The following is a 20,758-nucleotide window of genomic DNA, read 5'->3' as shown; positions in this document are numbered from 1 at the left end:
GGACTGCAGGGAGTGAATAACGGCGCTATGACAAGTGCAAGCGCCAAGAGTGCCGTGACGCGGCCGTAAGAGTCGCGCCATGCGCCCCGGGCAGGCCCGGCGCTGGCCTGGGCCGGCGGCAGATCACGGGTCTTCCGGATGGATTCTGGCGATCCGTCTTGCACTCGGGCGTGGGCGGATTAAGCTGGGCGCCTTTTTCGGACCATCGGAGTGCCCAGAATGTCCCGCCATCTTCCCTTCCTGCTGTTGCTGCTGGTGCTGCCCCTGTGGCTGGCGGCCAGCTATGGCGTGCGTTTCGCGCTGATGGAGGATGGGCAGTGGGTGAGCCTCTGCGTGGAGCAGGCGACGCGCTGGGAATGCCAGGCGCGTGCCGGCCTGGGCTACCTGATCCACTTCCGGGTGATCGCCTGGGGCGCGCTGGGCCTGGCGCTGCTGGCCTTCGTCGCGCCCGGCCGGATCGGCCGCCTGCTGGCCGGCCTGGCGCTGTTCGTGGGCATTCCGGCCCTGGTGCTGTACAGCGCCAGTCTGGCGGTGTTCGCCCTGGTGCTGGCCGGGCTGCGCCTGGTGCGGCGCGCGCCTCAGGCCTGACGGCGCGAGTGGCGCAGGCTGCGCCACAGGGCGGCGAGCAGCAGCGCGCTGGTCAGCGCCCAGCCGATGGCCTGCAGGTTGTGCGGGCCTTCCTGGTACAGCTGCGGGGCGATGCCGGCGCCGATGATGGCCGCCAGCAGGGCGATCTCGCGGCGCGGGCCCTGCACCGGGCGGCACAGGTAGACCAGCGCCGGCAGCAGCAGGGCGAGGCTGGGGAAGCTGCGATAGCGGGCGTCGAACACCAGGGCCAGCATCAGCACCGCGCCGGCGAAGCCGGCCGCCGCCAGCCACCAGCCGCCACGGGCTTCCAGCCAGGCGAAGGCGCGCTGGCGCCAGCCATCGCGGGCCGACAGGGCCAGCACGGCATGCGCCAGGACGATCAGGTTCAGCCCCAGCAGGGCGGCGGCCCACAGCCATTCACCCCAGTAGCGGCTGGTGACCAGCGCCAGCTCGGTCCAGCCGAGGCTGCAGGCGGCGCCGAGGGCGGCCGCGAATGGCAGCAGCAGGGCGGCGCAGGGGCTGGCCGGGCGCCCGGCCAGGCACAGCGCGGCGAGCAGCAGCAGGCCGCTGGCGCCCAGCCATAGCGGCCAGTGCGGCAGGTTGGACACCGGGCCGGCGAGGATGCCCTTGTCCTGCCGGTCGGCATCGTACAGGCCCCAGAAGCCGCCGACGGCACCCTCGCTGTCGCGCTTCCAGGGCTGGTCGAAGGCCTCGATCAGGTTGTAGCGCCAGCCGTTGTCCTCGGCCAGCTTGACGAAGCCGCGAATGAACAGCGCCTCGTTGACCCGGCTCGGCAGGGCGGTCTCGCGCTGGCGACCCTCGCTGGGCCAGCCGGTTTCACCGATCAGGATGTCCTTGGGGGCGTAGGCGCTGCCGAAGGCGCGGCGCACGTTGGCGACCTGGGCCAGGGCGGCGTCGATGCCGGTGGGTTCGTCTTCCCAGTAGGGCAGCAGGTGGATGGTGAGGAAGTCCACCGCCGGCGCCATCTGCGGGTGCTTGATCCAGAACTCCCAGACATCGGCGTAGGTCACCGGCTGCGCCACGGCGGCCCTGACCCGTTCGATCAGCGCCACCAGTTGCGCCTCGGTGGCCTCCTTGCGCAGCAGCACCTCGTTGCCGACGATGACCGCCTCGATCACGTCCGGGTAGGCGTTGGCGGCGCTGATCAGCGCGGCGACTTCCTTCTCGCTGTCCACCGGGTTGGCGCTGATCCAGGCCCCGGCCAGCATCTTCAGGCCGTGCTTGCGCGCGAGCTCCGGCAGCGCCTCCAGGCCGATCTGCGAGTAGGTGCGGATGCAGGTGAAGCGCTGGGCGAGCAGTGCCAGGTCGGTGTCGACCCGCTCGGGACGCAGCACGAAGGGTTGCTGGAAGGGCGACTGGTCCTTGGCGAACGGCGTGTAGGAGGCGCACTGCAGCTTGTGCGTGGGCGTCGCCGCGTCGGCCAGCGGCAGCGGCCGGCCGATCCAGTACCAGCCGGCGGCCAGGGCGCCGACGGCGAGGAGCAGGGCGATGAGGTAGGTAACGAGGAGCAGGCGCGAGTCGGACTTCATGTCGGCTGGGGATGCGTGGCGGCAAAGCCGCGCATCTTAGCGGAGCCGGCGGGCCGCGCACAGCCGCCTCAGACGTGGTGATGCAGCCAGGCGTGTCTGGGGATGGCGCTGCTCTGGCCCTTCTTCTCGAAGCGCCGCCAGATTTTCTCGTGGAAATAGAAGCCCACCGAGTTGCACAGCGGCTCCACCGCCGCCACCAGGCCACCCACGGCCACGCTGCCGGTCAGCGCATAGGCGACGGCGAAGGCGATGCAGAAGTGCATGAGGGTGAAGGTTACGGTCTTGAGCATGGCGCACCTCGCTGAACGAGAATTGTTCTTTCTTGCTGTGCAAGGTAGCCGCGCTGGTAGGAAGCGGGAAATCGCTCTTGTGCATGGTGCCGATAGCGGCGCTGTATGCCGCTGCCGGGCGCCTAAGACTTTGGTCGAGAGGCCCTGGTCGCTACGACTAAGGTCGTCTGTCTTGTGCGGGCCAGAGTTCTACAGTGACCTCACCAGCAACCCAGCTGTGGAGGACAAAAACAATGAACGACAGCGTCTACAAGCGGATCGAGCAGAATCCGCGCTTCCAGGAGCTGGTCGCCAAGCGCGACAAGTTCGCCTGGACCCTCTCTGCCATCATGCTCGGCCTCTACGTGGCCTTCATCCTGCTGATCGCCTTCGAGCCGCAGCTGCTCGGCACGCGCATCAGCCCGGAAGGCACCACGACCTGGGGTATCCCCCTGGGCATCGGCCTGATCCTGTCGGCCTTCGTGCTGACCGGCATCTACGTCAAGCGCGCCAACGGCGAGTTCGACCGCCTGAACCAGGAAATCCTCGACGAGGTGCAGAAATGATCGCTCGCATCCTAACCTCCCTGGGCCTGCTGTCCGCCTCGCCGGCCCTGTGGGCCGCCGGCGCGCTGGAAGGCGAAGTGCAGCGCCAGCCGCTGAACGTCTCGGCCATCGTGATGTTCGTCGCCTTCGTTGCCTTCACCATGTTCATCACCTACTGGGCCTCCAAGCGCAGCAAGTCGGCCTCCGACTTCTACACCGCCGGTGGCAGCATCACCGGCTTCCAGAACGGCCTGGCGATCGCCGGTGACTACATGTCGGCGGCCTCCTTCCTGGGTATCTCCGCCCTGGTGTTCGCTTCCGGCTACGACGGCCTGATCTATTCCATCGGCTTCCTGGTCGGCTGGCCGGTGATCCTGTTCCTGATCGCCGAACGCCTGCGCAACCTCGGCAAGTACACCTTCGCCGACGTGGCCTCCTACCGCCTCAAGCAGACGGAAATCCGCACCCTGTCGGCCAGCGGCTCGCTGGTGGTGGTGGCCTTCTACCTGATCGCGCAGATGGTCGGTGCCGGCAAGCTGATCGAGCTGCTGTTCGGCCTGGACTACCATGTCGCGGTGATCCTGGTCGGCATCCTGATGGTCTGCTACGTGCTGTTCGGCGGCATGCTGGCCACCACCTGGGTACAGATCATCAAGGCCGTGCTGCTGCTGTCCGGCGCCTCCTTCATGGCGCTGATGGTGATGAAGCACGTGGGCTTCGACTTCGGCACCCTGTTCAGCGAAGCGGTCAAGGCCCACCCGAAAGGCGAGGCGATCATGAGCCCCGGCGGCCTGGTCAAGGACCCGATTTCGGCCATCTCCCTGGGCCTGGCGCTGATGTTCGGCACCGCCGGCCTGCCGCACATCCTGATGCGCTTCTTCACCGTGTCCGATGCCAAGGAAGCCCGCAAGTCGGTGTTCTACGCCACCGGTTTCATCGGCTACTTCTACATCCTGACCTTCATCATCGGTTTCGGCGCCATCCTGCTGGTCGGCACCAATCCGCAGTTCAAGGACGCCACCGGCGCCCTGCTGGGCGGCAACAACATGGCTGCGGTGCACCTGGCCGATGCCGTCGGCGGCAGCCTGTTCCTCGGCTTCATCTCGGCCGTGGCCTTCGCCACCATCCTCGCGGTGGTCGCCGGCCTGACCCTGGCCGGTGCCTCGGCGGTGTCCCACGACCTGTACGCCAGCGTGATCAAGAAGGGCAAGGCCAACGAGAGGGATGAGCTGCGCGTGTCGAAGATCACCACCGTGGCCCTGGGTGTGCTGGCCATCGGCCTGGGCATTCTGTTCGAGAAGCAGAACATCGCCTTCATGGTCGGCCTGGCTTTCTCCATCGCCGCCAGCTGCAACTTCCCGGTACTGATCCTCTCCATGTACTGGAAGAAGCTGACCACCCGCGGCGCCATGATCGGCGGCTGGCTGGGCCTGGTGACCGCCGTCACCCTGACCGTGCTCGGCCCGACCGTGTGGGTGCAGATCCTCGGCAACGCCACCCCGGTCTACCCCTACGAGTACCCGGCGCTGTTCTCCATCCTGGTGGCCTTCATCGGTATCTGGTTCTTCTCGATCACCGACAAGTCCGCCGCGGCCGACGAGGAGCGTGCACGCTTCTACCCGCAGTTCGTCCGCTCGCAGACCGGCCTCGGCGCCAGTGGCGCGGTCGCCCACTGATCGCCAGACGCTCCGTGTGACTCGGGCAGCCCGCGGGCTGCCCTTTTTTATGGGCGCTTGAGCCGTCCGGCCGCTTGCGGCATGTTGGGGGCCGGTTATCGACGCGGCAGACAAGGCAATGGATACGACCTTTCTGATCATCCCCGGCTACGGCGACTCCGGGCCCGAGCACTGGCAGAGCCACTGGCAGCGGCAGGATCCGCGCTTTCGCCGGGTCGAGCAACGCGACTGGTGGAACCCATTGTGCGAGGACTGGGTGGCGACCCTGGAGGCGGCAGTGGCGGCCAGTGGGCCGAACACCGTGCTGGTCGCCCATAGCCTGGGCTGCGGGCTGGTGGCGCACTGGGCGGCGCAGACCCGCCAGCTCATCCGCGCCGCCATGCTGGTGGCCCCGCCCGATCCGGAAGGGCCGGCGGCCGAGCTGAATATCCGTGGCTTCGTGCCGGTGCCCGACCTGCCGCTGGCCTTCCCCAGCCTGGTGGTGGCCAGCAGCGACGATCCCTACGGCAGCCTGGAGCATGCCCATGGCGCTGCCCTGCGCTGGGGCAGTCGCTGGCACAACCTCGGCGCGTGCGGCCATATCAACGGCGACAGCGGCCTGGGCGACTGGCCCGAGGGCCGGGCGCTGCTGCGCTCTCTGCTGGAGGGAGTCGCCCCAGGGATGCATCGTACTAAGGGTTTTGTTCTAGATCCTGATTGATCGGTCAAAGTCAAGCGTTTTTCCGAACTTTTCGAGACGATTTCCTACACCTTTGGTAGTGTATTGGCTATCCGCCATGGATTTGCCATCACAACCAATAACAAGCAGGAGAGACTCTTATGAACATCAAGGCGCGTGCTCGTCAGCTGGGGCAGGGCATGACCGAGTACATCATCATCGTGGCGCTGATCGCCATCGCCGCCATCGTCGTCTACAACCTGTTCGGCGATACCGTGCGCGGTCAGGTCGGCGATATGGCCGCGGAGCTGGGCGGCGGTGCCGCCACGGGTGAAGGTGCGACCGCCGGTGGTGAGGCTGGTACCGAGGCAGGCCAGGATTACGACCTGGGCAACTTCAATCAGGAAGAGGGCGGCGGCAACTAATCCAGCACTGCTAACAGTGCTGTCGTGAAAACCTCCTCCCAGAGAGGGCAGGCCATCGTCTTTGGCCTGCTCTTCCTAGGCGTGGCCGTGGTGGCGATGCTGCTGGTGTACAACCACGGCATTCTCACCCGTGATCGCGTGCAGCTGGAAAATGCCGCCGACGCGGCGGTCTATACCCAGGCCAAGCTGTTCGCGCGCAACCAGAACTTCATCGCCTATACCAACCGCGCGATGATCGCCAACGAGCTGTCGATCGGCCAGATGGTGGCGATGCGCTCCTGGGCCAAGCGCTACAAGACCATTCCGAGCTGGGTCGATTCCTTCCCGGCCTACCAGATTCCCATCGTGCCGCCCGCACCCAGGCCAACCCTGGCCGATGCACTCAAGGCCGTCTACATCCCCTACATCGCCATCGGTTACGGCATCGACGCGGTGACCAACCCGATGATCGGCTTCTACCCGACCACCGTGTCCTACTTCAACATGGCGATGTCCATGTTCCAGAAGGCCTTTGCCATGGCCACGGTCGAGTCGCAGATCGAGGGCATGATCGATGTGGTGGAGGCGCACCAGAACCAGAGCGGCTCCGACCCCGAGGACGATCTCTATATTCCCCTGCTGGGTTACTACTTCCTGACTCAGAATGCCGCGCTGACCTACTTCGGCGACAGTTTCAGCTACGAGAACCTCTACAGTCAGGCCAGCAGCGCGATGAGCGGCGGCGGTGCCTCAGGCGGAGGGGCGGGTGGTGCCGGCGAGTCTCCGCCCTCGACGACCGACGAGGTGGTCGGCTCCTTTCTCGGAGGGCTCAACGGCCCCGAGACCATGCTGGTGGACACCAATCCGGAGCGCTACAAGAAGAAGGCCGGCTCCACCCAGGACCCGCCGGCCAATGACGATGCCAAGGAAGCCTATCGGCAGTTCGCCGCGATCATCAACGACAATCGCAACGACTGGCTGGATCAGCGCCACTTCAACCTGGGCCCCCCCGCCCTGGCCACGCCTGAGATCACCCTGCCGCTGGGGCCACTGCGTATCAGCTTCAGCCTGACCCTGGAGATGGGCTCCTTCAACGACGGTGGCACCGCCTATCGCTACAACCCTCTGCGTACCAGCTCTACCGGCGATGGCATCGAGCGTTACGGCTGGACTTCCATCGACTACACCTCGCTGGGCTTCAAGCTCGACGTGGATATCTTCATCGAGCTATGCCTGTGGTTCCCGGTGGTAGGTACCGAGTGCTTCACCATCATCGACGGCAATATCCCATTGGGTTTCGGCATGCCCATCAGCGGAGCCACCGAGCAGTTGGTGGCGGAGGATGCCGATGCGATGCGCTCGGCGCCGCAGTGGGGTTTTCCCGGCATGGACATGACGGGTATGGCGCCGGGTATGTACGCCGACACCTTCCATATGGTGCACGCGGTGACCTGGTTCTGGGGACAGGTGCGCAACATCTACGGCACCATCCCGGCGGACGTGAAGACCAACTACGCCGGCCCGCCGTCCTTCTTTGCCCTGAATGACTCCTTCGCCGAGTCCGGCACCAGCCACGAGTTCAGCATCGCGGTAGCCAAGAAGCTCAGCGACGTGCCCACCACCGACAGCCCGGACGGCCTCAACCTCAACGGTTCGTCCGGTAACCAGTTGTACCGCTTCCAGCTGGATACCCAGGGGCCGGTGGATGGCACCCTGAGCACCGCCTATGCCACGGCCCTATGGCATGAGCCCGATGCGTTGATGACGGTGTCCTCGGCAGAAACCTACTTCGCCAGCCCACGTGACGAAGACGAGGTGGCCAGCCAGTTCAGCCCCTTCTGGGATGCACGCCTGCGCGAGCCGAGCGCCATCACCATGATGATCGCCACCGGCGAGATTGACCCCTTCCAGTTGATGGAGGAGCTCAACCTCTCCGGCGGCATCATGGGTGTGGCCGAGTGGGTGATCGATACCGCCATCGAGAGCATTACCGATCCTGCCAAGGAGCAGTTGCTGAAGAACGTCCAGCCGCCGGTCAAGCAGTACGCCGAAGAGGTGGTGGACGAAGTGTTCGATCAGGTCACCGGCACCGCCAAGGATGCGCTGATGGGGGAACTGGAAAACTATGTGCCCTAGTCGCCGTTGTTCCGGCCAGGCCATGACCGAGTTCGTGGTCATGACCAGTGGCGTGCTGCTGATCCTGTTCCTGGTGGTGCCGACCCTGGCCAAGCTGCTCGACATGAGCTTCCAGACTCAGCAGATGGCGCGTTACGCCGCCTGGGAGCGCACTGTCTGGTATGACAATGGTGACCAGCCGGGTGAAACCACCGAGCCGGGCTACGATGTCGCGGTGCGCAGCGACGCGGCCATCGACGGCAGCGCGCAGCGGCGCCTGTTGAGCTTCTCTGCCAGTCCCGAGGAACTCGCTGCCAGTGATGTGAGCGGCCTGCCGGTCGGAACCCGGCATGCCCTGTGGCGCTGGAGCAATGGCGAGCAGATGCTGGGCGCAGGCGGGCTGGCGGGGGGCAGCCTGAACCCCGAGGAAACGCCTTCTTTCGCCTATGACGTGCTGGAGGTCTACAACGACGGCATGTCGCTGCTGATGACGCCTCTGACCATGCTGCGTATCCAGGACGATGCGGATTTCCTGCAGGTGGCGCATCCCCAGGACAACTATTTCACCCCTAGTGTCAGCACTCGCGTAGACCTCAGCAAGGTCGGCCTGGAGTCCAGCGCCTTGCCGGCCAACCTGACCATCACCGCCAACAGCGCCATTCTCGCCGATGGCTGGAATGCCCAGGGCGAGCATCATTTCCAGGAGCGGGTGGACGACTTCGCCATCGGCACCATGATGGACAACGCGGTGATCAATGCGGTGATCGACTTCATCGGCATCTTCGAGCCCAGCTTCGCCGATGTCGACTTCGGCTATGTCGGCACCGATCCCATCCCCGATGCCGAGACCAAGTGCGATTTCGGTTTCTGCTACTTCGATGAAGACGATGATTGAGCGCCTGCCCGCCATCCTGCTGCTCGCTTTACTGTCCCAGGTGGCGCAGGCCGACTGTGATTTCGACGATTTTCCGACCCAGGACGGCATGCAACTGGCCACGGTGGCAGAGGCCATGCAATGGAACAACCTGCCGATGAGCGTCAAGGGCTTCCGCACCGAGGCGCCCGTGGAAGTGCTGCGCGGCTTCTATGCCGAGCGCTGGGAGGGCGCGGTGGACTTCACCGAGTTCGGCGCCTGGCAGCAGATCCTGCACATCAATGACGACTGCATGATGATGGTTCAACTGCGCAGCGCCGAAGGGCAGACCCAGGGCCGCCTGATGCTGGTCAATCCGCCGGATGAGGAGGGCAGCTCACGCCCTCTGGGGGGAGGCGTGCCGATGCCCCCCGATGCGGTGGTGGTGACCGACATGCAGAACCAGGACAGCTACCGTGACGGCCAGCTGGTGATGCTGCTCTACCCGGATGTGCTCGATGCCGCCACCCGCTGGTACGAGACGGAGATGGTGCGCAGCGGCTGGCAACTCAACCGCCGTCAGTACAGCCAGAACAACGCCACGCTGATCTACGGCAAAGGTCGCGAGCAGCTGTCAGTGGTGTTCCTGCGCACCGCCGGCGAGCAGACGCAGATCCTGCTCAATCGGGTGGATCGCTGATGCGCGCGCAGGCTGGCCAGTCGATGGCCGAATACCTGGTGGCGCTGGGCATCGGCGGCAGCATCATCGCGGCCCTGACCCTGACACCCTGTACCGTGGCCGGCAGCGCCAAGGGCTGCGTACCGACCCTGATCGATGCTCTGCACAACAACTATGAGGGCTATTCGGCGGCCATCGGCGATGTGCAGGACTATGGCGAGGTGGACGTAGCCGCACCACCGGAAGATGAGGGCGAGGTCGAGGATGACGACAGCATTCCCGGTGACGGTGGCAACGATGATCCCACTGAGACGCCGGCCGAGTCGCTGAACAAGGTCAACTACGTCTACGACGACCAGGGCAACGTCATCGGCACCGTATCTGGCAGCACCATCTATGACCTCGATGGCAACGTGATCGGTGAGTACACCTACAACGAGGAAACCGGCGAGCAGGTGGCCGTAGTCGATGGCGAGGAGATCACTGGCGTCAGTGTCGGCAGCATCTTCGTCGACGAGGATGGCAACGAGGTACCGCTGGTGGCCATCGTGGTCAACAACCAGGTGGTCGGCTTCGCCTACGAGAACGATGGCAAGTATTTCGACCCGCTCAAGGGTGAGCTGACCGATGACGTGCCGGATGGCGCGCAGGCGGCGACGACTCGCCCGGTGATGGTGCGCGACGGCAGCGGCCAGGCCAGCCTGTTCGGCTACGAAGTCGATGGCTACATCTACTCGCTGAGCAAGGTGCAGGTCTCCGGCGAGACCTATGCCGCGGCCAAGGTTCCGGATGGCGAGCTGGTGCAGATGGTGCTGACCCAGGCGAGTACGCTGATCAGCTGGAGCGGCTACTCGCGTTGCATCGTGCGTGCCGTGAACTGGGTCGACAACGAACTCAACGGCGCATACAGCTTCGACAAGACCGAGGACGACGGCTCCGGCAACCAGGTGACCACCACGCAGAACGCCGTGGTCGAGTCGCCCACCAACAACCTTGGCTATATCGACAATGCGGACCAGGGCAGTGGCGGCTGCCAGGGGCGCTGGGTGCTGACCGAGGGTGCGACGAGCTGGAGCCTGAGTGGCCCGTTCTAAGGGTGCGTGACGAGAACAATAGCGCTGCCGCACTGCGCGAGCCGCGTAGAACAAGTATTCGATTCACTGGGGGAGAGGGCATGCAGCCTGTTTCGGGGAGCAAGTTGTTGATTATTGCGGTGGTCTGCGGGGTGCTCGCAGGTGGCGCGGCCTGGCTCTATCTGAAGAGCAAGGAAGCGCAGTACCGCGAGGCCTACAAGCCGCCGGTCGAGCGCAAGGTGGCGCTGGTGGTGCCGCGTCGGGACATCGGCAAGGCCGAGGTGGTCAACAAGGAAAAGGTCGCGGTGCTGGAAGTGCCGGCGCAGTTCGTCCCATCCGGGGCTGTCCTCGCGCAGGACTGGAAGAAGCTCGACGGCCGCATGGTCGAGATGCCCCTGCAGAAGGGCAAGCCGATCACCTGGAGCGCCGTCGAGGGCAGCTCGGTCAGTCGCTTCTCCGAGAACGTCGAGCTGGGCAAGCGGGCCAAGACGGTGAAGATCAGCAAGATCAATTCCTTCGACGGCCTGCTGCGCCCCGGTGACCATATCGACCTGCTCGGCAGTTTCGCCGCCAGCGATATCGGCCTGCAGGAGCAGCCCAACATGGCCGATGCCGTGGTCATGACCATCCTCGAGGACCTGGTGGTGGTCGCCGCCGGCCGTGAGGATGCCAGCGGGCGCAAGTACGAAACCTTCTACGACCAGAACTCGGCCGACGGTTTCAACATGAACTTCTCCACCATCAGCCTGATGCTGACCCCGCAGCAGGTGGCGCGGGTGGAGCTGGCCGAGCGCAGTGGCGACCTGGTCGCAGTGCTGCGCCATCCCAAGGACACCAGCTTCGCCCGGCTGGGGCAGATCACCGTGGCCAACCTGCTGGAGCCACCACCTGCCGAGAAGGCCGATGTGGTGCTGGATGCCGATGGCAAGCTGGTCGGACGCATCGTGGGCGACAACGTGGTGGATGCCCAGGGCCGCATCGTCGGCAAGATGGTCGATGGCAAGGCGGTGAGTTTCGATGGCAAGGCGCTGGGGCGGGTGGTCAAGGATGTGGCGGCCAATGACCCGCTGCTGCGCATGCGCGAGCGCGCCGACGTGGTGCGTGGCGCCGACGGCAAGGTGATCGGTCGCATCGTCGACGGCAAGGTCGTGGACGCCGATGGCAAGGTCATCGGCGTGGTCAAGAACGGCCAGGCGGTCGGCCTCAAGGGCGAGAGCCTGGGCAGCGTCGAGCGCAACGCGGCATTGGATGCCCAGGGGCGGGTGATCGACATGGGCAAATCCGTCGCCCAGGCCGCGCCGCAGAAGCAGGGTAGCGAACAGCAGGTGGTGCGCGACGCCAGCGGCAAGGTGATAGGTCGGGTGGTTGGCAGCCAGGTGGTGGATACCGATGGCAAGGTCATCGGCCAGTACCGCGATGGCAAGGCGGTCGGCCTGGACGGCAAGGCGCTGGGCAAGGTGGAGACGGCCCTGGTCGATGGCAATGGCAAGGTGGTCGGGCGCATGGGTGAGGTGGTGCGCGATGCCAACGGCAAGATCATCGGCCGGGTGGTCGACGGTCAGGTGGTGGATGCCAATGGCAAGGTGCTCGGTGTGGTACGCGATGGCAAGGCCGTGGGTGTGGATGGCAAGAGCATCGGCCAGCTGGACAAGGTGCAGCTCGATGAACAGGGCAAGCCCAAGGACGATGGTGTGCGGGTGGTGCGCGATGCCAGCGGCAACGTGATCGGCACCGTGGTCGGTGACCGTGTGCTGGATGCCCAGGGGCGCGAAGTCGGCAAGGTGGTGGATGGCCAGGTGGTCGACAAGAGCGGCCGCGCCCTGGCCGGTGCCCAGGTCGAGGTGCAGCAGGATGCGGTGCGCGTGGCCCGTGATGCTTCCGGCAAAGCCATCGGCACGGTCAAGGGCGACACCGTTTACGACGCCGAGGGCAAGGTGGTCGGCAAGCTGGTGGACGGCAAGGTGGTGGATGGCAACGGCAATGTCGTGGCCTCCGGCATCAGCGCCGAGGTCGAGGGGCAGGCGCAGGCCGATACCGCGCTGGCACTGGCGGGTGAGGAAGAGGGCGGCGCGCCGCAGACCAGCCGCATGGTGCAGTTCATTCCCGGCGGCACCGGCAAGAACGGGGTGATCCCGGTGCAGAGCCTGCGCCTGGAATAGATCGCAAGGCCGTAGCGGCGCCTCGCAGTGCCGCACGGGATAAGAAGGACGCTAGGGCTTCGAGACCATAAAGATGAAAGTACGATTTCTTTTGCTTTGCGTGGGGATGCTGGCGGCGCCGCTGGCCATGGCCGAGAGCCTGCCGGCGCAGCTGACGCTGTACAAGGGTGATGTGCGGGTGATCGAGGCGCCGGGGATCGAGCGTCTGGCGGTGGGCAACGTGGAATTGCTCGGCGCCACTCTGCTGAAGAACCAGGAGATGGTACTGACCGCCGAGGCCGAAGGCGAAACCACGGTGCAGGCCTGGTTCGCCGATGGCTCGCGGGAGCAGATGGGGGTGGTGGTGGTCAAGGCCAACGGCTATCGGCAGATCGGCGAGTTGCGCGCGCTGCTCGGCGATATCCCCGGGCTGAAGATCCGTACGGTCGGCCGCCAGGTGGTGATGGAGGGGCGTCTGCACAGCCAGGATCTGCAGCGGGTCAAGGATGCGGTGAAGTTCTACGACAACGTGCTGGTGCTGGCCGAGGAGCAGAACGGTGCGGCGACCAAGTCCGACTCCGGGCTGATGCTGGAGGAAGTGCGGGCCATGCTCGGGCAGATTCCGGGCATCTCGATCAAGACCGTGGGGCGGCAGATCGTGGTCGATGGCGACCTCAACGAGATCGACATGGAACGCATCAAGCTGCTGCAGGAGCGCTATCCGGACATGCTGGTACTGGCTCAGCCGATGTCGCAGTTCGTCGCACCGATGATCTATTTCGATGTGCGCATCACCGAATTCGCCAAGGACGACGTAGAGGAGCTGGGCATCAACTGGAGCACCAGCATCAACGGGCCGAGCTTCGTGTTTTCCTCGGACCAGCGTACCAACCCCTATTTCCGCGGCCAGTTCCCCAGCGACAGCGGTACTTTCGACGACCTCAACGAGGCAGTCGGCAATACCGGCACCAATGGCTACTGGGGTATCGCCACCGAGATCACTTCGCGCATCAACATGCTGGAGAAGAACGGCTCGGCCCTGACCCTGGCCTCGCCACGGCTGTCCGCACGCAGTGGCGGCCAGGCTGAGCTGACGGTCGGCGGCGAGGTGCCGGTGGTGACCAGCAGCATCAACGGCCCCTCGGTGGAGTACAAGGAGTTCGGCATCATCCTCAACATCGCGCCGCAGATCTACGGCAACGACCGCGTCGCGGCCAAGGTGATGGCCGAGATCAGCCAGCTGGACAAGGCCAACCAGGTGGGCGACTACCCGGCGTTCAAGACGCGCCGCACCGACAACGAGGTGCAGCTGCGAGTCGGCGAGACCCTGGTGCTGTCCGGCCTGGTCAACAAGGACAGCCAGCAGACCTATGAGGGTATCAAGTGGCTGCAGGACATCCCGGTGCTGGGCCCGTTCTTCCGTAACAAGAGCTTCAAGGGTACCCAGACCGAGCTGGTGATCTTCATCACGCCCGAGCTGATGACCGGCCCGACGGCCACCGTCAACCAGCGTGAGCTGGATCGTGCCGAGCGCATGCTCGGCGACTTCGAGAAGTCGGTGAAGAAAGGTCTGCTCGACTGAGGATGCGCTGATGTTCGAGTTAGAAGTCACTTACCGCAACGGTCAGCCCGTCGACAAGCTCACCTGCACTGCCGCCCAGTGCGAGCTGGGTAAGGCGCGCACCTGCATCTTGCGTCTGCGAGGCTGGCGCGTGGCGCCGGTGCATGCCCGCATCGAGCGCTCGCTGGCCGGGCTGTTCGTCGAGGACCTCAGCCGTGGCTACGAGCTGGAGGTCAACGGCAAGCTGGTGGGGCGCTATGGCCCGCTGAGCGAAAGCGATGTGATCGGCATCGGCGGCTACCTGGTGCGGGTTCGCCCGCTGGTGGTCGAGACCGAGGACATGCCGCCCACCGACAGCGACCTGCCGTTCAACGAGGAAGAGGCTGCCGGTGTGGTCACCCACGACCAGGCCGCCTACATGGAGTGGTCCAAGTACATCCATGGCGAGCTGTTCCGCGCCATGGACCTGCGCCGCATGGATCTGGAAACCATGGCCGCCGACGAGGTGCGTGCGCGCCTGTCCGAGCTGGTCGACGAGATCATGGAGCAGATTCGCGGGCGCCTGCCCAAGTGCATCGATTGCGATGTGCTGCGCAAGATCGTGCTGGACGAGGCGGTCGGGCTGGGGCCGTTGGAGGACCTGCTGGCCGATGAGAGCGTCACCGAGATCATGGTCAACCGCCACGACGACATCTACGTCGAGCGCTCCGGCCGCCTGGAGCGGACGACGATCAACTTCAGCTCCGATGCCACGGTGATGGCCACCATCGAGCGGATCATCTCGCCGCTCGGCCGGCGCATCGACGAGAGTTCGCCGATGGTCGATGCGCGCCTCAAGGACGGTTCGCGGGTCAACGCCATCATCCCGCCGCTGGCGCTCAAGGGCCCATGCCTGACCATCCGCAAGTTCTCCCAGCACAAGCTGACCACCGATGACCTGATCCGCTACGGCTCGATCAACGAGCCCATGGTGACCTTTCTGCGCACGGCGGTGGAGCAGCGTCTCAACATAGTGGTGTCGGGAGGCACGGGTTCGGGCAAGACCACCCTGCTGAACATCCTGTCCAACTTCATTCCGGTGGAGGAGCGGGTGGTGACCGTGGAGGACGCCGCCGAACTGAAGCTGGTACAGCCACATGTGGTGTCCCTGGAGGCGCGCCCGGCCAACATGGAGGGCAAGGGCCAGGTGACCATCCGCGATCTGGTGCGCAACTGCCTGCGCATGCGCCCCGACCGCATCGTGGTCGGCGAGTGTCGCGGCGGCGAGGCGCTGGACATGCTGCAGGCGATGAATACCGGTCACGATGGTTCGCTGACCACCGGCCACGCCAACTCACCGCGCGACATGCTGCGCCGTCTGGAGGTGATGGTGCTGATGGCCGGCATGGACCTGCCGGTGCAGGCCATCCGCGAGCAGATCGCCTCGGCGGTCAACATCATCGTGCAGCAGACCCGCTTCGGCGACGGCTCGCGGCGCATCACCAGCATCACCGAGGTCACCGGCATGGAGCAGGGCACCATACTGCTCAACGAGATCTTCTGCTTCCGCCAGCAGGGCTTCGACCAGAATGGCCGGGTCAGGGGGCGCTACCTGGCGACAGGCCAGGTGCCGGAGTTCTACGAGGAGCTGCGTAGTCGGGGTATTCCGGTGGATATGGGCATCTTCAAGACCAGCCAGGAGGTCTGACATGAGCGGATTGATGCTGATCCTCTGCGTGGCCGCCGTGGCCCTGTGCGCCTTCTGCCTGGCGCTGATCTTCGGCCGGGTGATCCTGGCCAACCTGAGCTTCTACCGGCGCCAGTTCAGTGCCAGCGCCGAAGTGGAACTGGCCGACATGTTCATCTTCGCCAGCGGCCAGCAGCTGTTCGTGTTCAACCTGATGCTGCTGGTGTTCGTGCCGCTGTTCCTGCATGTGCTGTTCGACATCCTGGTGATCACCGCCACCGGCGCGCTACTGGCCCTGTTCGTGCCGCGCGTCGTGTTCAAGACGCTCAAGCGCAAGCGCCTGATGAAGTTCGAGGAGCAGCTGCCGGATGCCTTCATGCTGCTGTCCAGCAGCCTGCAGTCCGGCGCCAGTCTGAACATGGCGCTGGAGAACGTGGTGCAGCAATCACCGGCACCCCTGAGCCAGGAATTCGGCCTGCTGGTGAAGAAACTGCGCCTGGGCGTGACCCTGGAGGACGCCCTGGTGAAGATGGAGGAGCGCATTCCGCTGCCCAGCTTCATCATGGCCAGCTCGGCGGTGCGTATCAGTCGCGAGGTGGGTGGCAACCTGGTCGAGACCATCAACGGCATGGCCACCACCCTGCGGCGCAAGAAGGTGATGGAAGGCAAGATCGATAGCCTCACATCCCAGGGCCGCGCCCAGGGCATCTTCATGGCCATGCTGCCGATCTTTCTCGCCGGCATCCTCAGCGCCATCGAACCCGAGGCCATGAGCCAGCTGTACACCACCCGCATGGGCTTGGCCGTGCTGGCGGTGATGGTGGTGATGGAGATCCTCGGCTTCACCTTCATCAAGAAAATCACCCGGATCGACGCCTGATGAGTGAATTGCTTGCCCTGCTCAGCGGCGCCGGCACCGGCGTCGCGGTGACCTGCTTCATCCTGGTGTTCATGGCGCTGTTCCGCTTTCTGCCGGAAGAGAACCGCGCCTACATGGACCCGGTGCCACCGCTGATGAAGCCGGTATGGCCGCTGGTGCGACTGGTTTCCTACTTTGTCGGCTCGATGCTGCCACCCAAGTTCCTCGACTGGCTGGACAAACGCCTGCAGCGCACGGGGGCGCTCTATGTGTTGACCCCGGAGGACTACTTCGGCCTGAGCCTGAGTCTGGCCATCCTTCTGCCGGTGATCGCCCTGCTGCCCATGGTCAGCGGCAAGAGCGGCATCATGTGGCCGGTCCTGCTGCTGATGATGGTGCTCGGTGCGGTGCTGCCGGAGCTGTGGATCAACGACACGCGCAATCGTCGTGACCGCGACATCGTGCGCAACCTGCCGGTATTCCTCGAATACCTGACCATGTGCGTGGACGCCGGTCTGAATTTTCTCGGTGCCCTGCAGCAGGCGGTGGAGAAGGGGCCCAACGGCGCGATGAAGAACGAGTTCCGCATCGTCCTGCGCGATATCCGTTCCGGCCTGCCGCGTGCCGAGGCGCTGACCCGGATGGAGCAGCGGGTCAACCTGAAGGACATCAGCACCTTCGTGCGTGCGGTGATCCAGGCCGAGAAGATGGGGTCGAGTCTCAAGACGACGTTGCAGATCCAGGCCCAACAGCGTCTGGAGGAGCGCTTCCAGCGTGCCGAGAAAACCGCCATGCAGGCCCCCGTGAAGCTGATCATCCCGCTGATCCTGTTCATCTTCCCGCTGACTTTCGTGATCCTGCTGTTCCCCATCGTGGTGAAGTTCATGGGGCAGGGCTGATGGCGCGTCACCTGCAAGTGCGCGTGTTGCGTGCTGGCGAGCCGCTGACGGAGTTGCGCCTGCTGGCAGCCTTCGATCTGTTGCGGCGTGCCCGTGGCCTGCTCGGCCGGGCCCAGCCACTGCCCGGGCATGGCCTCTGGCTCAAGCCCTGCAGCGCCGTACACTGCTGGTTCATGCGTTACCGCATCGATGTGCTGTTTCTCGATGGCGATGGGCGGGTACTCAAGTCTGTGGCGAGCCTGCGACCCTGGCGCATGGCGGCTTGTCGGGGCGCGCGCAGCGTGGTCGAGATGGCCAGCGGTGAGGTGCAAAGATTGAACATACGTGAAGGGGATGTGATCTCATGCGTGGCCTGATTTTCTGTGGCCTGGTGCTGGCCCTGTGCGGTTGTGCCGGCCTGCCGAGTGGCGATTTGCTGCAGGTGCAACGGGAGGCCGCCGAAGCCTATAACCGTGGCGATTTCGCTCGCTCAACCCGTGGCTACCGGGCCCTGGCCGAGGAACTGCCGCAGGATGCCGAGATGCGCTATCGCCTGGGCAACAGCCTGGCCAAGCAGGGCGATGTCGAGGGTGCCATCCAGGCCTATCGCGAGGCCGTGGTACGTGACTCCAAGCACGCCAAGGCCTGGCACAACCTGGTCTATCTGCAGCTGCAGGGCGTTGGCCACACGGTGGCGGAAATGTACCTGCACATCAGTCGAGACGATCCGCGTGTCGCTCCCGTGGCGCAGAAGGCCGAGGCGGTGCTGCAGGCGTTCGATGTGCCGCTGGATCGCCAGGAGCCCTGAGATGCGCGGGCGCAGCGAGCACGGCCAGGCTCTGGTGGAATACGTGATCATTCTGCCGGTGCTGGTCATGCTGATCTTCGGCACTATCCAGGCCGCGTTCATCTATTCGGCCAAGAGCAGCCTGAATTACGCCACCTTCCAGGCTGCGCGTTTGGGCGCGGTCAACAACGCCAGCTACGACGGCCTGCGACGCGGGCTGATCCGTGGCCTGACTCCGATGTTCGTGCATCGCAATACCGATGCGGACAAGGAGCGTGCCTTCGAGGAAGCGGGGGCGGAAGTGGACAACTTTGCGCTGATCACCCTGATCAGCCCCACGCAGAACAATTTCGATGCCTATGGCGAGTGGGATGGCGAAGCCAACGCCGATGCCATTCCCAACGACAACCTGATGTATCGCCCGGGCACCGGCATCCAGGATGCCAACCTGCTGAAGATTCGCGTGCAGTACTGCCTGAAGCTGGTCGTGCCGATAGTCGATCGCCTGCTCAGCGCGGCCTCGAGCTTCAACAGCGCAGGCGTGGAGGGCAGCTTCAGCCGCGCTTCCGCCGATGCGGTGGATAACTACGACGACATCTGCCAGGCCGGCCGGCGCGGCATCGTCATCACTTCCGAGGCCGTGGTGCGGATGCAGTCACCCGCTCTGCGCGATGCGGCCTGTGGTTCGGACATGCAATGCCTGTGAAGGCGATCATCTAAAGGGGAGTCCTTATGCGCACCTTGATCATGCTGCTTGCTGCCACCCTGCTCACGGGCTGTGCGGCGCAGGTGGATACCCTGTCCAGTTCGGGGGAGCTGGAGGTCGGCAAGCTGGAGCGGCGCAATATAGTGCTCAACCTGAGCGGCAGTACACCCGCCGAGAGCGAGCCGCGCTGGCAGGACCTGCGGCAGAGCCTGCAGGCCCAGCTCGATCACAAGAGCTTCGATGCCCTGTACCGCATGACACCGGTCTCGGGACGGCCGACCCTGACACTGCCTGGCGTTCTGGTGACTGCCGAGGTCACCAGCTTCCGTTACCTGAGCCAGATGAGCCGACGCTTCCTGGGGCCGACCACCGGCGATGCCTGGGTCGACCTGCGGGTGGCCTACTACGATCTGCAGTCGGGACGCCAGCTGGGGGCACGCAGTTACAGGACGGGCTCCTCCGGCTGGGGAACCTTCTTCTCGAACATGACCGAGCGGCAGGTCGAGGCACTGGCTACGCGCATCATCGATGATCTGCGCCTGGCCAAGGCGCCACCCCTGGCGACTGCTGCGCGCTGAAAATACAAAAGCCCCGCAGTGCGGGGCTTTTTGTTGGGTGCTGGCTTATTCGTCCATCTGCGACTGCAGGTAGTTCTCCAGGCCGACCTTCTCGATCAGGCCGAGCTGGGTTTCCAGCCAGTCGATGTGCTCTTCCTCGGATTCGAGGATGTCCTCCAGCAGTTCGCGGCTGCCGTAGTCGCCGACGGTCTCGCAGTAGGCGATGGCGGCCTTGAGGTCGGGGAGGGCAGCCTGCTCCAGCTTGAGGTCGCAGGTCAGCATTTCCTTGGTGTTCTCGCCGATGTGCAGCTTGCCCAGGTCCTGCAGGTTGGGCAGGCCCTCGAGGAACAGGATGCGCTTGATCAGCTTGTCGGCATGCTTCATCTCGTCGATGGACTCATGGTACTCATGCTCGCCGAGCTTCTTCAGGCCCCAGTCCTCGTACATGCGGGCGTGCAGGAAGTACTGGTTGATCGCCACCAGCTCGTTGCCGAGGATCTTGTTCAGGTGCTGGATGACTTTCTTGTCGCCTTTCATGATGCGCCTCGAATAGGGGTGGTCGTTAAACCCGAAGTCTGCGCCAGGCATTGGTTTGCGTCAAATGTAAGTAATTGAATTGTATATGAAATTAAATATAAATAAGAACGTTTAACTTCTGCATCGAGTGTCTAAGCTATTGAATGTTCGGAATAAATTCCGGGGCCTGGGAGATATTTCCCAGATATTTCCGCTGCATGGCGCTAGGGATGGAAGTTCCAAAATGGAATTGTTTGAGAATGCACCGCAACTGTCTGGAATATATATCGGAGTAACGCGGCAATGATTCTGCGGCTGGCGGCCGATGCCGTGGTGTTATTGCATCTGGCCTTCATTCTCTTCGTGCTGTTCGGAGCCCTGGCGGTGCTGCGCTGGCCGCGCCTGGCACTGCTGCACGTGCCGGCGGCGGCCTGGGGGGCGGCAGTGGAACTGTTGCACCTGTATTGCCCGCTGACGCCGCTGGAGAACGATCTGCGTCGCGCCGCCGGCGAGGCCGGCTACGCCGGCGGTTTCGTCGAGCACTACCTGATTCCGCTGATCTACCCCGCCGGGCTGACGCCGCAGATCCAGCTATGGCTGGGCGCCCTGGTGCTGCTGATCAATCTGCCGGCCTATGCCTGGCTGCTCTGGCGCCTGCGGCGCTAGGGTGCTTGTGGGTC

General features: G+C 64.6%; 22 protein-coding genes. 19 read left to right on the top strand and 3 right to left on the bottom strand.

What is annotated here, in order from left to right; all coding sequences use genetic code 11:
* Positions 1–219: 219 nt before the first annotated feature.
* Positions 220–588, top strand: coding sequence for a hypothetical protein (locus DMO17_RS09860; RefSeq protein ID WP_110682309.1), 369 nt, complete (start codon positions 220–222; stop codon positions 586–588).
* Here DMO17_RS09860 and DMO17_RS09855 read toward each other — a convergent pair.
* On the bottom strand, positions 579–2,138 hold the full coding sequence (locus DMO17_RS09855; RefSeq protein ID WP_110682308.1) for a glycoside hydrolase family 17 protein: 1,560 nt from the start codon (positions 2,136–2,138) through the stop codon (positions 579–581). The genes DMO17_RS09860 and DMO17_RS09855 overlap by 10 nt on opposite strands.
* Before the next feature lie 68 nt (positions 2,139–2,206).
* A complete protein-coding gene (locus DMO17_RS09850) occupies positions 2,207–2,428 on the bottom strand; it encodes a DUF2061 domain-containing protein (RefSeq protein ID WP_110682307.1) in 222 nt (73 codons plus the stop codon).
* A 233-nt stretch (positions 2,429–2,661) separates the two neighbouring features.
* Between DMO17_RS09850 and DMO17_RS09845 the strand changes: the two genes are divergently transcribed.
* From DMO17_RS09845 to DMO17_RS09765, 17 genes are all read left to right on the top strand, one after another.
* Positions 2,662–2,973, top strand: coding sequence for a DUF485 domain-containing protein (locus DMO17_RS09845; RefSeq protein WP_110682306.1), 312 nt, complete (start codon positions 2,662–2,664; stop codon positions 2,971–2,973).
* Positions 2,970–4,628, top strand: coding sequence for a cation acetate symporter (locus tag DMO17_RS09840; protein ID WP_110682305.1), 1,659 nt, complete (start codon positions 2,970–2,972; stop codon positions 4,626–4,628). The genes DMO17_RS09845 and DMO17_RS09840 overlap by 4 nt, the downstream gene beginning before the upstream one ends.
* Before the next feature lie 97 nt (positions 4,629–4,725).
* A complete protein-coding gene (locus DMO17_RS09835) occupies positions 4,726–5,328 on the top strand; it encodes an RBBP9/YdeN family alpha/beta hydrolase (RefSeq protein ID WP_375538014.1) in 603 nt (200 codons plus the stop codon).
* A gap of 119 nt (positions 5,329–5,447) precedes the next feature.
* A complete protein-coding gene (locus DMO17_RS09830; protein WP_220034072.1) occupies positions 5,448–5,711 on the top strand; it encodes a hypothetical protein in 264 nt (87 codons plus the stop codon).
* 24 nt (positions 5,712–5,735) lie between these two features.
* Positions 5,736–7,826: a Tad domain-containing protein gene (locus DMO17_RS09825; protein ID WP_110682303.1), complete on the top strand. Its 2,091-nt coding sequence runs from the start codon at positions 5,736–5,738 to the stop codon at positions 7,824–7,826.
* Positions 7,827–7,848: 22 nt separating this feature from the next.
* A complete protein-coding gene (locus tag DMO17_RS09820) occupies positions 7,849–8,700 on the top strand; it encodes a hypothetical protein (protein WP_110682302.1) in 852 nt (283 codons plus the stop codon).
* On the top strand, positions 8,684–9,358 hold the full coding sequence (locus DMO17_RS09815; protein ID WP_146224908.1) for a hypothetical protein: 675 nt from the start codon (positions 8,684–8,686) through the stop codon (positions 9,356–9,358). Before DMO17_RS09820 ends, DMO17_RS09815 begins: the two co-directional genes overlap by 17 nt.
* Positions 9,358–10,431, top strand: a complete 1,074-nt coding sequence (locus DMO17_RS09810) for a hypothetical protein (RefSeq protein WP_110682300.1) — start codon at positions 9,358–9,360, stop codon at positions 10,429–10,431. Before DMO17_RS09815 ends, DMO17_RS09810 begins: the two co-directional genes overlap by 1 nt.
* Positions 10,432–10,535: 104 nt before the next feature.
* On the top strand, positions 10,536–12,569 hold the full coding sequence (cpaB, locus tag DMO17_RS09805; protein ID WP_181418763.1) for a Flp pilus assembly protein CpaB: 2,034 nt from the start codon (positions 10,536–10,538) through the stop codon (positions 12,567–12,569).
* A gap of 73 nt (positions 12,570–12,642) precedes the next feature.
* On the top strand, positions 12,643–14,130 hold the full coding sequence (locus tag DMO17_RS09800) for a type II and III secretion system protein family protein (RefSeq protein WP_110682298.1): 1,488 nt from the start codon (positions 12,643–12,645) through the stop codon (positions 14,128–14,130).
* A gap of 10 nt (positions 14,131–14,140) precedes the next feature.
* Positions 14,141–15,796 carry an ATPase, T2SS/T4P/T4SS family gene (locus tag DMO17_RS09795; RefSeq protein ID WP_110682297.1) on the top strand — a complete coding sequence of 552 codons (1,656 nt, stop codon included), beginning with the start codon at positions 14,141–14,143 and terminating at the stop codon, positions 15,794–15,796.
* Between the two features lies 1 nt (position 15,797).
* Positions 15,798–16,655, top strand: a complete 858-nt coding sequence (locus DMO17_RS09790; RefSeq protein ID WP_181418762.1) for a type II secretion system F family protein — start codon at positions 15,798–15,800, stop codon at positions 16,653–16,655.
* Complete coding sequence (locus DMO17_RS09785) at positions 16,655–17,533, top strand: type II secretion system F family protein (RefSeq protein WP_110682295.1); 879 nt, start codon at positions 16,655–16,657, stop codon at positions 17,531–17,533. Before DMO17_RS09790 ends, DMO17_RS09785 begins: the two co-directional genes overlap by 1 nt.
* On the top strand, positions 17,533–17,889 hold the full coding sequence (locus DMO17_RS09780) for a DUF192 domain-containing protein (RefSeq protein WP_110682294.1): 357 nt from the start codon (positions 17,533–17,535) through the stop codon (positions 17,887–17,889). Before DMO17_RS09785 ends, DMO17_RS09780 begins: the two co-directional genes overlap by 1 nt.
* On the top strand, positions 17,877–18,320 hold the full coding sequence (locus tag DMO17_RS09775; RefSeq protein ID WP_110682293.1) for a tetratricopeptide repeat protein: 444 nt from the start codon (positions 17,877–17,879) through the stop codon (positions 18,318–18,320). Before DMO17_RS09780 ends, DMO17_RS09775 begins: the two co-directional genes overlap by 13 nt.
* Before the next feature lies 1 nt (position 18,321).
* Positions 18,322–19,005 carry a TadE family protein gene (locus tag DMO17_RS09770; RefSeq protein WP_181418761.1) on the top strand — a complete coding sequence of 228 codons (684 nt, stop codon included), beginning with the start codon at positions 18,322–18,324 and terminating at the stop codon, positions 19,003–19,005.
* A 26-nt stretch (positions 19,006–19,031) separates the two neighbouring features.
* Positions 19,032–19,583: a hypothetical protein gene (locus DMO17_RS09765; protein ID WP_110682291.1), complete on the top strand. Its 552-nt coding sequence runs from the start codon at positions 19,032–19,034 to the stop codon at positions 19,581–19,583.
* A 45-nt stretch (positions 19,584–19,628) separates the two neighbouring features.
* Here DMO17_RS09765 and bfr read toward each other — a convergent pair whose 3' ends face one another.
* The gene (gene bfr, locus DMO17_RS09760) at positions 19,629–20,099 is read right to left on the bottom strand and encodes a bacterioferritin (protein ID WP_110682290.1); all 471 of its coding nucleotides are present in this window, start codon (positions 20,097–20,099) and stop codon (positions 19,629–19,631) included.
* A 282-nt stretch (positions 20,100–20,381) separates the two neighbouring features.
* Here bfr and DMO17_RS09755 point away from each other — a divergent pair, with 282 nt between their 5' ends.
* The gene (locus DMO17_RS09755) at positions 20,382–20,744 is read left to right on the top strand and encodes a DUF2784 domain-containing protein (protein WP_110682289.1); all 363 of its coding nucleotides are present in this window, start codon (positions 20,382–20,384) and stop codon (positions 20,742–20,744) included.
* The last annotated feature ends 14 nt before the right edge of the window (positions 20,745–20,758 follow it).

Origin of the sequence: Aquipseudomonas alcaligenes (genome assembly GCF_003205495.1) — a bacterium.
Classification (GTDB): Bacteria; Pseudomonadota; Gammaproteobacteria; order Pseudomonadales; family Pseudomonadaceae; genus Aquipseudomonas; species Aquipseudomonas alcaligenes_B.
The sequence above is the reverse complement of the archived record's forward strand: the minus strand, read 5'-3'. Positions and strand labels throughout refer to the sequence as shown.

Bases quoted from the DNA above. Each gene is read 5' to 3' on its own strand.
- DMO17_RS09840 (WP_110682305.1), top strand. From the start codon at position 2,970: ATGATCGCTCGCATCCTAACCTCCCTGGGCCTGCTGTCCGCCTCGCCG.
- DMO17_RS09765 (WP_110682291.1), top strand. From the start codon at position 19,032: ATGCGCACCTTGATCATGCTGCTTGCTGCCACCCTGCTCACGGGCTGT.
- DMO17_RS09860 (WP_110682309.1), top strand. From the start codon at position 220: ATGTCCCGCCATCTTCCCTTCCTGCTGTTGCTGCTGGTGCTGCCCCTG.
- DMO17_RS09785 (WP_110682295.1), top strand. From the start codon at position 16,655: ATGAGTGAATTGCTTGCCCTGCTCAGCGGCGCCGGCACCGGCGTCGCG.
- bfr (WP_110682290.1), bottom strand. From the start codon at position 20,099: ATGAAAGGCGACAAGAAAGTCATCCAGCACCTGAACAAGATCCTCGGC.
- DMO17_RS09755 (WP_110682289.1), top strand. From the start codon at position 20,382: ATGATTCTGCGGCTGGCGGCCGATGCCGTGGTGTTATTGCATCTGGCC.
- DMO17_RS09795 (WP_110682297.1), top strand. From the start codon at position 14,141: ATGTTCGAGTTAGAAGTCACTTACCGCAACGGTCAGCCCGTCGACAAG.
- DMO17_RS09775 (WP_110682293.1), top strand. From the start codon at position 17,877: ATGCGTGGCCTGATTTTCTGTGGCCTGGTGCTGGCCCTGTGCGGTTGT.
- DMO17_RS09800 (WP_110682298.1), top strand. From the start codon at position 12,643: ATGAAAGTACGATTTCTTTTGCTTTGCGTGGGGATGCTGGCGGCGCCG.
- DMO17_RS09815 (WP_146224908.1), top strand. From the start codon at position 8,684: ATGAAGACGATGATTGAGCGCCTGCCCGCCATCCTGCTGCTCGCTTTA.
- DMO17_RS09830 (WP_220034072.1), top strand. From the start codon at position 5,448: ATGAACATCAAGGCGCGTGCTCGTCAGCTGGGGCAGGGCATGACCGAG.
- DMO17_RS09855 (WP_110682308.1), bottom strand. From the start codon at position 2,138: ATGAAGTCCGACTCGCGCCTGCTCCTCGTTACCTACCTCATCGCCCTG.
- DMO17_RS09770 (WP_181418761.1), top strand. From the start codon at position 18,322: ATGCGCGGGCGCAGCGAGCACGGCCAGGCTCTGGTGGAATACGTGATC.
- DMO17_RS09850 (WP_110682307.1), bottom strand. From the start codon at position 2,428: ATGCTCAAGACCGTAACCTTCACCCTCATGCACTTCTGCATCGCCTTC.
- DMO17_RS09780 (WP_110682294.1), top strand. From the start codon at position 17,533: ATGGCGCGTCACCTGCAAGTGCGCGTGTTGCGTGCTGGCGAGCCGCTG.
- DMO17_RS09790 (WP_181418762.1), top strand. From the start codon at position 15,798: ATGAGCGGATTGATGCTGATCCTCTGCGTGGCCGCCGTGGCCCTGTGC.
- DMO17_RS09820 (WP_110682302.1), top strand. From the start codon at position 7,849: ATGACCGAGTTCGTGGTCATGACCAGTGGCGTGCTGCTGATCCTGTTC.
- DMO17_RS09810 (WP_110682300.1), top strand. From the start codon at position 9,358: ATGCGCGCGCAGGCTGGCCAGTCGATGGCCGAATACCTGGTGGCGCTG.
- DMO17_RS09845 (WP_110682306.1), top strand. From the start codon at position 2,662: ATGAACGACAGCGTCTACAAGCGGATCGAGCAGAATCCGCGCTTCCAG.